This window comes from Flavobacterium sp. N3904, assembly GCF_025947305.1.
Lineage (GTDB): Bacteria > Bacteroidota > Bacteroidia > Flavobacteriales > Flavobacteriaceae > Flavobacterium.
In genome coordinates, this window is the sequence record NZ_CP110009.1 from 1,659,960 (window position 1) to 1,672,098 (window position 12,139).

Annotated in this window: 9 protein-coding genes; 4 read left to right on the forward strand and 5 right to left on the reverse strand. The window is 32.8% G+C overall.

Annotation, left to right across the window (positions count from 1 at the left end):
• Positions 1–67: 67 nt before the first annotated feature.
• Positions 68–574, forward strand: coding sequence for a thioredoxin family protein (locus OLM57_RS06815; RefSeq protein WP_264566477.1), 507 nt, complete (start codon positions 68–70; stop codon positions 572–574).
• Between the two features lie 10 nt (positions 575–584).
• Here OLM57_RS06815 and OLM57_RS06820 read toward each other — a convergent pair whose 3' ends face one another.
• From OLM57_RS06820 to surE, 4 genes are all read right to left on the reverse strand, one after another.
• On the reverse strand, positions 585–2,621 hold the full coding sequence (locus OLM57_RS06820) for a ComEC/Rec2 family competence protein (protein ID WP_264566478.1): 2,037 nt from the start codon (positions 2,619–2,621) through the stop codon (positions 585–587).
• 240 nt (positions 2,622–2,861) lie between these two features.
• Positions 2,862–3,974: a lipid-A-disaccharide synthase gene (gene lpxB / locus OLM57_RS06825; RefSeq protein ID WP_264566479.1), complete on the reverse strand. Its 1,113-nt coding sequence runs from the start codon at positions 3,972–3,974 to the stop codon at positions 2,862–2,864.
• Between the two features lie 34 nt (positions 3,975–4,008).
• Complete coding sequence (locus OLM57_RS06830; protein WP_264566480.1) at positions 4,009–4,281, reverse strand: hypothetical protein; 273 nt, start codon at positions 4,279–4,281, stop codon at positions 4,009–4,011.
• Between the two features lie 48 nt (positions 4,282–4,329).
• On the reverse strand, positions 4,330–5,133 hold the full coding sequence (gene surE, locus OLM57_RS06835; RefSeq protein WP_264566481.1) for a 5'/3'-nucleotidase SurE: 804 nt from the start codon (positions 5,131–5,133) through the stop codon (positions 4,330–4,332).
• Between the two features lie 209 nt (positions 5,134–5,342).
• Here surE and OLM57_RS06840 point away from each other — a divergent pair, with 209 nt between their 5' ends.
• The 3 genes from OLM57_RS06840 (at position 5,343) to OLM57_RS06850 (ending at position 10,892) form a co-directional block, all read left to right on the forward strand.
• Positions 5,343–7,517, forward strand: a complete 2,175-nt coding sequence (locus tag OLM57_RS06840) for a carboxy terminal-processing peptidase (RefSeq protein WP_264566482.1) — start codon at positions 5,343–5,345, stop codon at positions 7,515–7,517.
• 308 nt (positions 7,518–7,825) lie between these two features.
• A complete protein-coding gene (locus OLM57_RS06845) occupies positions 7,826–9,982 on the forward strand; it encodes a carboxy terminal-processing peptidase (RefSeq protein WP_264566483.1) in 2,157 nt (718 codons plus the stop codon).
• A 73-nt stretch (positions 9,983–10,055) separates the two neighbouring features.
• Positions 10,056–10,892 (forward strand): DNA/RNA non-specific endonuclease, encoded by an 837-nt coding sequence (locus tag OLM57_RS06850; protein ID WP_264566484.1) that lies wholly within the window; start codon positions 10,056–10,058, stop codon positions 10,890–10,892.
• Between the two features lie 9 nt (positions 10,893–10,901).
• Here OLM57_RS06850 and rodA read toward each other — a convergent pair whose 3' ends face one another.
• A complete protein-coding gene (gene rodA / locus OLM57_RS06855) occupies positions 10,902–12,137 on the reverse strand; it encodes a rod shape-determining protein RodA (RefSeq protein WP_264566485.1) in 1,236 nt (411 codons plus the stop codon).
• Between the last annotated feature and the right edge of the window lie 2 nt (positions 12,138–12,139).

Below are 12,139 nucleotides of genomic sequence, written 5' to 3' on the forward strand. Positions count from 1 at the left end.
GCTAACATGATGAAAATTTTACCTTTTTGCAACCCTAATTTTACGTAAAAATTAATAAATACAGAAGATGAAAAAAATATTTTTAATCACATTATTCTTTATAGGAATTAGTGTAATTCAAGCTCAAGAACTAAAATGGTACACCGATGTGAAAGAAGCAATTACGGTTTCAAATAAAGAAAAAAAACCGTTAATGCTATTTTTTACAGGTAGTGATTGGTGTGGATGGTGTATTCGTTTGCAAAATGAGGTACTCAAAACTCCTGAGTTTAGCAAATGGGCCAAAGAAAGTGTTGTACTTGTAGAATTGGATTTTCCTAGAAGAACCGCTCAACCAGAAGAAATTAAAAAGCAAAACAATGAATTGCAACAAGCCTTTGGGGTTCAGGGTTTCCCAACGGTTTTCTTTGCAAATGCAACCGTTAAAGATGGAAAAGTAAATTTTGAAGGATTAGGAAATACAGGATACGTTGCTGGCGGACCAACGGCTTGGTTGGCAGTTGCAGAACCTTTTGTAAAAAAACCGACTTTGAGTCCAGAACCTGCAAAAACAAAAAAATCTAAAAAGTCATAATCTAAGACCATTAGTTAATTTTATAGAATCCCTTTTCACTTGTTGCGTGAAAAGGGATTTTTTGTTCAGTACAAGTGGCCTTCCAGCGTTTTTGAATAGTTTTGAAATTGGATCCATCAGCAATTACAATTTTCGGTTTCAAAGTTTGTAAAAGTCGATCTAGATTGATTTTTGTTGATTGTGTGAGCAGGACAATATCAGGCTGTATTGTTTGAGTATAAACCTTTGAACTGTCGATTATCAAGATTTTATTTCCTTTGAAATAAACCAAATTTTTTAAACTTTTCTTATCATTTACTTTACTAAAATTTCCGGTGAGATAGGAAGAGATTAAGATGTTGTTTTTTGCATTTTTCAAAAGACTGTCGTTGGCATATAATAAAACTTTGTCTCCTTTTCGCTCTGTGATTAAAGTACTCCTTTTAGAATTAAACACTACAAATTCTTCTTGATTTTGGATGTCCCATTTTGTTTTTATGTTCCCTATTTGGAACAGTATAATTGCTGTTAAAACATATGCGAGCCTTTTGAAACTTGGTTTTTTGAACCAAAGAACTACAGCAATAATCAATAAATAAGTTATAATTAATAATGATAAATTCAAAGGGATGTCTTTGATTATAAATTGCTCTAATGAGGCTATGGAGTTGATTATTTTATCCAAAAAATGAATGCTTAATTCTAATGCTTTAGCAGGGTAAAAGGGTACCCAATTGAAAGCCGCAAAGATCATAACCAAACTTCCCAAAGCCATAATGATACTCAGAAACGGAATCACAATTAAATTGGTCACAAAAAATAATCCAGGGAATTGATGAAAATAATAAATACTTAAGGGTAGGGTTCCTATTTGAGCCGCAAATGAAACCGTCAGGATGTCCCAAATGTATTTAAAAAAAAAGTTATTTGGAGTCCAGACTATTGCCAAAAGAGGTTGCAGCCAGATTATAAAAAATAAAGCAACATAACTCAATTGAAACCCTACATCAAACAAAAAGGAAGGCTGAAAAAGTAAAATAAGCAAGACGGATGCGAGCAATGTATGATAGATGTTGACGCTTCGCCTTAAATAGTTCCCAATGGCAACAAAAGAAAACATCGTAACAGAACGCACAACAGATGGAGCCAATCCAGCCAAGATTCCAAAAAGAAATAGCGAACTAAGTATGATTGTTAATTTGATTAATGAACCTCGTTTGGAGTTTGGAAAAGGTTTGAGTATAAAGGTTACAAACAGTAAGATAAAACCAATGTGTAAGCCTGAAACAGATAAAATATGTACGGCTCCTGCATATTGGTAATCCTTAATTATTTCTGGAGAAATGTCTTGTTGCTGTCCCATGATTAATGCGACTGCAACGTTTAATTCTTTTTTGTGAAATCTACTTTTCTCTAAATTTTGAATAATATGCGTTCTTAACTGTGAAGTATAATACCAAATATCTTTTTCAATTGTTGGTCTTACTTGTATTTCATTTTGGTCGGCGTAGAGTTGGGCGTAAATTTGTTTGTTCTCTAGGTATTTTTGATAATCAAATTGATTTGGATTTTTTTGTGGTGTGTTTTTGTATAAAGAGGCTTCAATTTTTAATTGGTTGCCAATTTCAAAATTATGATTTAAACTGTCTTTGCGAATGTTGAGAATAATTCGTCCCGAATAATTTTTTTGATCTATGGAATTTACTAAAGCAATATAGCGTTCATTTGAATTGGAACTTTTTAACTTTTCTCTTAAAGTAACGGTAAAAGAGTGTTTTTTGTCAAAGAGATCTTTGGAATGAGTGTAGTTATTTTTCTGAAAAGAATCGGTATGAACTATTTGAGTAGTGGCTCCAATGGATAAGGCAAGCAGAAAAGTTGCTATTCCAAAAAGCATCGAAAATTTTGATTTTAAATTTGTCGAAAAATAAATTACACTAAAAATAAAAGTAGCTATTGAAAGAAAAGTAAATGCAACAAAAGGAATTGGATTTATAAAATAGGCTAATAGAATACCTAAAATAAAAGCTGCTGTAATTCTGATAAGTGGGAATTGTAATACTTTCATCGAACTAAAATACAATTATTTTGTAAGAAATAAGATTTTATCAATAAAAAATTGATGACTATGTGTGTAAATGATTAGATTTTTTAGGATGTGTTTATGTATTAGTTTTCGTGCGTGAAGGATAGAAGCGAGCTACCGAAGTAGCGCGGATAGCCTGACCGTATAAAGAAAAGAGGCCGACTAAGCGCGATGCTAAGTTGGCCTCTTTTCTTTATGGGGGCACGCCCAAAGATTTTGAAATTACTTTATTGCGTTAACAATTAAATGAGCAGTTTTTTTGCTGGCACCAATTCCGCCAAGTTTATCTTCCAGTAAATCGTAGTTTTCGAGTAGCGTTTTGCGGTAATTGGGTTCTAGGATTTTGGTCAGTTCTTCTCGAATGCGTTTGGTAGAACAATCGTCTTGAATTAATTCGGTCACCACTTCTCTGTCCATAATTAGGTTGACAAGCGAAATGTATTTTAGTGTAATGATACGTTTGGCGATTTGGTACGATGCCCAACTGCCTTTGTAGCAAACCACTTCGGGAACTTTGAAAAGTGCCGTTTCTAGGGTTGCTGTCCCAGAAGTAACCAATGCCGCAGTTGAATTGCGCAATAAGGCGTAGGTTTTATTTGAGATGAATTTTATGTTTTCGCCTGAAATGAATTGCTGGTAAAAAGAACGTTCCTGACTTGGTGCTCCTGCAATTACAAATTGATAATCGGGAAAATCGTTGACAACACTGAGCATTACAGACAGCATTTTGCTGATTTCCTGTTTTCGGCTTCCAGGCAAAATGGCAATAATTGGTTTTTCGGACAAATGATTTTCTGCTCTAAAAGTATTGGCGTCAATACCAGCTTGATTGTGAATAGCATCAATCAATGGGTGTCCGACAAATTCAACTGGAAATTTATGTTTGACTTCGTAAAAATCTTTTTCGAAAGGCAAAATAACATACATTTTGTCTATGTCATGCTTGATGGCTGTGATTCGGTTTTCTTTCCAGGCCCAGATTTGTGGCGAAATATAGTAGTGGTTTTTATATCCGATTTCTTTGGCCCATTTGGCAATTCGCATATTAAAACCTGGGTAATCGATATAAATAATTACGTCAGGATTGAATTGCAAAATATCATTTTTGCAAATTTTGATATTGTTTAAAATAGTTTTTAGATTGAAAAGCACTTCAATAAAACCCATAAAAGCCAATTCGCGATAGTGTTTTACCAGTGTACCACCTACATTTTGCATCAAATCTCCACCCCAAAAACGGATGTCGGCACTCGGGTCTTCCTCATAGAGTGCTTTCATTAAATTGGAACCGTGTAAATCTCCGGAAGCTTCCCCAGCAATAATGTAGTATTTCATTTTCTTTCATTTATTTAATCAAACAAATATAATATTAAATAAACAAAGTTATAATGGTCAATACAATGACTGCCAAAACGACACCTCTTGCCATTAGCTCTTTGTTGAATTTTAATAATAGGCCAAAAGCCAGTAAATCTAAAATTGAGCCTAAGGTTACGATTTTGCCAAGTTTGCCTTCGGTTTTCATTAATTGAATGCCTGTCATAAAATCTAAATGAACAATAAGTGTAAGGTATAGGAACATTCCCAAAAAAGAAGCCAGAATTCCTATTACAAATCCGATGAGTAAGTCTATTTTATTCATGAGTGAATACTATTTTTTTAATTGAAGATTGTATTCTATTTTTATATTTTATTTTTTATTAGGAATGCTGTCAATGTCATTCCATTGCCATTTATTAAGGTTTTGAATTGCATGATGTGCGGTTAGGTCAAATTGTACGGGAACTATTGATACATATCCATTTTCGAGTGCCCATTCATCAGTATCTTCGCCTTTATCCTGATTGACAAATTCTCCCGTAAGCCAGTAATAATCTTTGCCTTGTGGCGTTTGTCTTTTATCGAATTTTTCCATCCAGAGGGCATTCGCTTGACGGCAAATTTTTATTCCTTTAATTTGCTTTTCTTTTAATTTTGGAAAGTTGACATTCAAAATAACACCTTCTGGGAGTTTGTTTTTTATAACTTCGAGTGTAATTGTTTTGACATACGATTTGATCTGCTCAAAGTCGGCATTCCAATCATAATCCAATAATGAGAAACCAATTGCTGGAATTCCCTCTATTCCGGCTTCTACAGCGGCGCTCATGGTGCCCGAATAGATTACATTTATAGAAGAATTGGAACCATGATTGATTCCGGAAACGCATAAGTCAGGTTTTCTTTTCAAAATTTCATTCACGGCTATTTTTACGCAGTCAACAGGAGTTCCAGAGCAACTGTATTCTGTAATTTCATCAGAATCTTTAGAAATTTTATTTAAATGCAAGGTATTATTTATCGTAATTGCATGACCCATAGCGCTTTGAGGCTTGTCTGGCGCCACGACAATTACTTCGCCAATTTCAGACATAACGGCGATTAATGCTCTTATGCCGGGAGCCGAAACACCATCGTCATTCGTTATTAGTATTAAAGGCCTTTCATTTTTCATTTTATGTTTTTTAAAAATTAGAATTGTTGAAAAAAAATGTCTTTTTGAACAAATGTACTAACACAAAATCTTATATTGCAAACATATAAAATATATTTTTCGGGCTCTTTTGGTCTTACAAAAAATCTAGTTTTGTATGTTTAACAAAAAATTATGTAGTGATCTAGGGGGTTGGCATAGTTTTTAATGTAACTTAGATAAAAAAATTGATGAATTCTATTATTAGCTTTATGAAAAGAAATTATAAAATACTCATAGTAATAGTATGCCTTTCGGCTACTTTATTTGCCTTTAATATAAATACAAAAAAGACAGTAGATCCCGAAAGAGATAAATTACTATTGGAGTTATTGACATTTGTAATTGAGAAAGGGCATTATAACCCAGCCATAATTGATGATAATTTCTCAAAAGGGGTGTATAAAGATTACATAGCCGCTTTGGATCCTTCCAAACGTTTTTTCTTGCAGTCTGATATTAATGAGTTTTCTAAATTCGAATTGGAGTTAGATGACCAATTAAACAATAAGGATTTGACTTTCTTTAATCTTACATACGACCGTTTAATGCTTCGCATGGAAGAAAGCAAAAAAATATTCAAAGACATATTAAGTAAACCTTTTGATTATAAAATCGAGGAAGATTTTAATGTAGATTATGATAAGGCTCCGTATGCAAAAAATTCAACAGAATTGAAAGAAAGATGGAAAAAACAAATAAAATTATCTACACTATCTTCTTTTACAGATAAGCAAAAATTAGAAGAGGATAAAAAAGTAAAAGATCCAAAGTATGTCGAAAAAACGGATATAGTATTGGAAAATGAAACCAGAGAAAGTTCATTGAATTCATTGAATGAATCTTTTGGGTTTATGAATGAGTTAAAAAGAGACGATTGGTTTACACTATACATCAATTCCATCATGTCACAATTTGACCCGCATACTTCTTACTTCGCACCCGAAGAAAAAGAGCGTTTTGATGTGAGTATGAGCGGAAAACTTGAAGGTATTGGTGCCAGATTGCAAAAGAAAAATGATTATACAGAGATTTCAGAACTTATTTCTGGAGGGCCTGCATGGAGAGGAAAACAACTGGAGGCAGGAGATTTAGTCATGAAAGTGGCTCAAGCCAATGGCGTTGCGGTAGATGTAGTAGGGATGCGCTTAGATGATGTTGTTAAGAAAATAAAAGGACCGAAAGGCTCTGAAGTGCGTTTGACTGTAAAAAAAGTTGACGGGACTATACAAGTTATTTCTATCATAAGAGATATTGTTGAGATAGAAGAAACGTATGCTAAATCTAGCGTTGTAGAGAAAAATGGTTTGAAATACGGAGTGATTTATTTACCGAAATTTTATATAGATTTCGAAAATAAAGATGGAAGAGACGCCGGAAAAGACATTGCTCTAGAAGTTGATCGTTTGAAAAAAGCTGGAGTAAATGGTATTGTATTAGACGTCCGTGATGATGGTGGTGGATCTTTGTCTACCGTTGTAGATATAGCTGGATTATTTATCGAACAGGGGCCTATCGTTCAGATTAAATCGGCAGGTAAGAAAAAAGAAATTTTGTATGATACTGATAAAAAAATCGAATGGGATGGGCCACTTGTAATTATGGTAAATGGCTTTTCGGCTTCGGCTTCAGAGATTTTGGCGGCTGCTATTCAGGACTATAAAAGAGGAGTTATTATTGGAAGCAAACAAACCTATGGTAAAGGAACGGTTCAAAATGTAATAGACTTGAACCAATTTGTACGCAATAGTGCTGCAGGTGATTTAGGAGCATTGAAAACAACGACTCAAAAATTTTATAGAATTAATGGTGGTTCGACACAATTAGAAGGGGTGAGTAGTGATATAGTTATGCCAGATCGATATGCTTATCTCAAGATGGGGGAACGTGATGAAGCACATGCAATGCCATGGGACAAAATAGATCCGGCTCCTTACGCTGTTTGGAAAGACAATTCAAAATTTGATCAAGCTATCGCTAATAGTAAAAAAAGAATTGAACAGAATATTCAATTTAAATTGATTGAAGAAAACGCAAAATGGATTGATAGCAGAAGTGCCGAGAATACATACAGTTTGAATATTGATAAATTCAAAGTAGCGCAAAATGAAATAGAAAATATTGCTAAAAAATATAAACCTATTGTTGATTACAAAAACAATTTAAAATTTACTTCTTTGCCTTATGAATTGGAAGGAATGAGCAAAGATCCTTCTTTGAAAGAAAAAAGAGAAAGATGGCACGAAAGTTTATCAAAAGATATTTATGTAGAAGAAGCATTAAATGTTTTGGATGATTTACAGCCAAAATCTATCGTTAAAAACAATATACCTGAAATCAAAAAAGGGAAATTGGTTAAATCCTAAAATTTTCAATTTTTTACAAACAAGAAACGCTTCAATATTTTTTGAAGCGTTTTTTTTGACTCTATAATGCCTAAAAATCAGCATGAAAGGTATATTAACATGATTTTTTAAGTTAAAAAAGCAAGTTTATTTTTTTTATAAAAAATTATCTAATATACTATCGAGTTGACAGAGATTTTGATATAATTTAGAATTATATTTGACGGATTCTAATTTTATATTAGGAAATAAGATACTTTAAAATTGGCAGTAATTATTAAAGAAGATATGCGAATTACATATTCAAATAAAAACAATATTATCCACAGATGAAAAAAAACTTCGTAAAACTAATTGCAATAGTATGTCTTTCGACTTCATTATTCGCATTTGCTGTAAATACCAAGAAAAGAGTAGATCCTGAAAGAGATAAACTACTTTTGGAGTTATTGACATTTGTAATTCAAAAAGGGCATTACAATCCAGCAGTAATAGATGATAATTTTTCTAAAGGTGTTTATAAAGATTATATAGCCGCTCTAGATCCATCAAAACGATTTTTCTTGCAGTCCGATATTAATGAGTTTTCCAAATACGAATTGGAATTAGACGACCAGTTGAATAACAAAGACTTAATTTTCTTTAACCTAACTTACGATCGATTGATGTTTCGTATGGAAGAAAGCAAAAAAATATTTAAAGATATTTTAAGCACTCCATTTGATTATAAAATTGAAGAAGATTTTGATGTAAATTATGATAAAGCTGCTTATGCAAAAAATACTGCAGAACTTAAGGATAGATGGAGAAAGCAAATAAAGATATCTACACTATCTGCCCTTACAGATAAGCAAAAAGTTGAAGAAGCCGAAAAAATAAAAAACCCAAATTATGTTTCAAAATCAGATTTAGATTTGGAAAAAGAAACAAGAGAGAGTTCATTAAAATCATTGAATGAGTCTTTTGGGTTTATGAATGATTTAAAAAGAGAGGATTGGTTTGCATTATACATCAATTCCATCATGTCACAATTTGATCCGCACACTTCTTATTTTGCACCCGAAGAAAAAGAACGCTTTGATGTAAGTATGAGCGGCAAATTTGAAGGGATTGGAGCTCAATTGCAAAAGAAGAATAATTACGTTGAGGTTTCGGAACTTATTTTTGGCGGACCTGCTTGGAGAGGAAAGCAATTGGAAAAAGGAGATTTAATTATCAAAGTAGCTCAATCAAATGGTGTTCCAGAAGATGTTGTGGGAATGCGTTTAAGTGATGTTATAAAAAAAATAAAAGGACAAAAAGGATCTGAGGTGCGTCTTACAGTTAAAAAAGCAGATGGTACTATACAAGTTGTCCCCATTATTAGAGACATTGTGGAAATCGAAGAAACGTATGTAAAATCAAGCCTAGTAGAGAAAAATGGGTTGAAATATGGTATTATTTATTTGCCTAAATTTTATAAGGATTTAGAAAATATTGAAGGTGATGGAAGAGATGCTGCCAAGGATATAGCTATTGAAGTAGACCGTTTGAAAAAAGCTGATGTTAATGGTATAGTATTAGATGTTCGTGACGATGGAGGAGGTTCTTTAGCTACAGTTGTTGATATTGCTGGTTTGTTTATAAAAGATGGACCTATTGTTCAAGTCAAATCTGGAGACAAAAAAGAAATTTTGTATGATACTGATAAGAAGATTGAATGGGATGGACCACTGGTAATTATGGTAAATGAATTTTCAGCATCAGCTTCGGAAATTTTGGCGGCAGCTATTCAGGATTATAAAAGAGGAATTATTGTTGGTAGCAAACAAACGTATGGTAAAGGGACAGTACAAAGAGTTTTGGATCTAAATCAATATGTACAGAACAGTACTCTTGGGGATTTAGGAGCTTTGAAATTAACCATTCAAAAATTTTATAGAATCGATGGAGGTTCAACGCAATTGGAGGGAGTAAGAAGTGATGTAGTTATGCCAGATAGATATGAATATTTAAAAATGAGAGAGCGTGACGAAGCACATGCAATGTCATGGGACAAAATTGATGCTGCGCCTTATACGGTTTGGAATGACAATGCAAAATTTGATCAGGCTATTGCTAATAGCAGAAAGAGAATTTCAGAAAACTTTCAATTTAATTTGATTGAAGAAAATGCTAAATGGATTGATAGTAGGAGCAATGACAATACTTACAGTTTAAATATAGATAAATTCAGAGTGGAGCAGAATGAAATTGATGCCATTGCAAAAAAGTATCAGCCTATTGTAGATTATAAAAATGATTTGAATTTTACTTCTTTGCCTTATGAATTGGAAGGAATGAATATTGATCCTTCTTTAAAAGAAAAAAGAGAAAGATGGCATGAAAGTCTGTCTAAAGATATTTATGTAGAAGAAGCGTTAAATGTATTGGACGATTTGCAACCGAGATTAATCGTAAAACACAATATGCCTGAATTTAAAAAAGGCAAATTAGTTAAATCCTAATACGTTAATCACTGTGAGAAATGCTTTAAAAACATTTTGAATGTTTCTTTTTGCAAAAAATAATTTTATAAAAATGAGATCTCTACGTTTCCTGATTTTTATTTTGGTGTTTACTCTTTTTTTTATTTGCTGCAAGGACAATAATTTTGATAACAATGCTTTTGTCAAAAGAGAACAAAAAGTGGTTAACTCAAGCAATGTTTTACTTTCTAAAGAGCAAAGGAACCAAAATAGTTCCTCAGATTATTTGCCAACTTCAACAACAAATCAAATTATAGACCACCAGTTTTATACCTTATCGTATAGTGAAAAGTACGAGCAAGCAGAATGGGTGGCTTATCGACTTCATATAAATAAGAAAAGAAATCATTTCAAAAGACCATTTTTTATTGAAGATCCAAAAGTAGCAACGGGTTCTGCAGATTGGAAAAACTACAAAAATTCCGGTTATGACAAAGGACATCTTTGCCCTGCAGGTGATATGAGTTTTGATAAGAACGCTTACTATGATACTTTTTTTACTTCAAATATTTCACCTCAATTGCATGAATTCAATGATGGAGTTTGGAATAGATTGGAAGAAAAAGTGCGTTATTGGGCTGAAAAATATGATGGTCTTTATGTAGTTACAGGAGGTGTGTTATCGAATTCATTATCAACAATAGGAAAAGAAAAAGTAGCTATACCAAACTATTTTTATAAAATTATTTTAAATAGTTCTAACGGGAATTATAAAATAATTGCATTCTTGATACCTAATAAAAAAAGTGATAAGTCTTTATACAGTTTTGTTGTTTCAGTTGACAGTATAGAAAAAATGACAGGAATTGATTTCTTTCCTAAATTGGAGGATTCCATCGAAAACAAGTTGGAAAAAACAAATGATTACAAAGAGTGGAGTTTTAATTAGTGCACTTTTTTACCATTCATTTACTTTATTGGCGTCCATTTTTATAAAAATAAATAATAAAATAGTAAAACCCCAAAGTCCGGAACCTCCATACGAAAAGAAAGGCAAGGGAACACCAATGGTCGGAAATATTCCAACAACCATAGCAATATTTACAAAAAAGTGGGTAAATAATATTCCGGCAACACAATAGCCATAAACTCTGCTAAATTTCGTTTTTTGTCTTTCGGCAAGATAAATTACACGAAGGAACAGTCCTACAAATAATCCAATTACAACCAAAGAACCAACAAAACCCCATTCTTCACCTACTGTTGTAAAAATATAATCGGTATGTTGTTCTGGTACAAAACCACCCTTGGTTTGAGTGCCTTCAAGAAAACCTTTTCCAAGCCAACCCCCAGAGCCAATTGCAATTTCAGATTGATTGGTATTGTATCCAATACCTTTCATGTCTACTGCTTTACCCAATAAAATATTAAATCGATCGCGATGATGCTGTTTGAAAACGTGAGTAAACACATAATTTACAGACAACACAAAACCGGAAATAGCTGCAAAAAGAATACCGCTTAGTACTACATTTCGATCACCTAATCGTGATTTGTAATGAATAAATACTAAAACGATAAGCGCAATTAAAATTACATATTGCGGCTCTAAAACCAATGTTAATACAAATAGTAGAATAGTGATAAATCCTGTCCAGACATACCAAGAAGGTAATCCTTCCCGATACAAAACAATTATAAAAACACTATAGATTAAGGCACTTCCCGGGTCGGGTTGCGGCAAGATCAACATTACGGGCAAAAACACAATGGCTAATGCTTGAATTTGTCGATTGACATCTTTTAAATTAATCTGAGTGTCACTGAGATATTTTGCCAAGGCTAATGCTGTAGCGGCTTTTGCAAATTCGGAAGGTTGTAATGTGAAGCTTCCAAAGGCATACCAACAGCGTTGACCTGCAATTACTTTACCAAATAAAAATAAACCTGCCAATGATAATAAAGAGAAGCCAAATATAATACTGGCATATTTTTCATAAAATTTACCGTCAATGTATAGTAAAATAAAAATAAGCGGGATTGTTAAAGCGATAAATATGGCTTGTTTTTCATATGTGCCTTCTGTGGAAGAATAGGATGAAGAATAGATATTCAACCAGCCTAAAAATACAAGTGCAATATAGATAATGATACATATCCAATCAATATTGTTTGATAAACTTTGATTTTTCATTT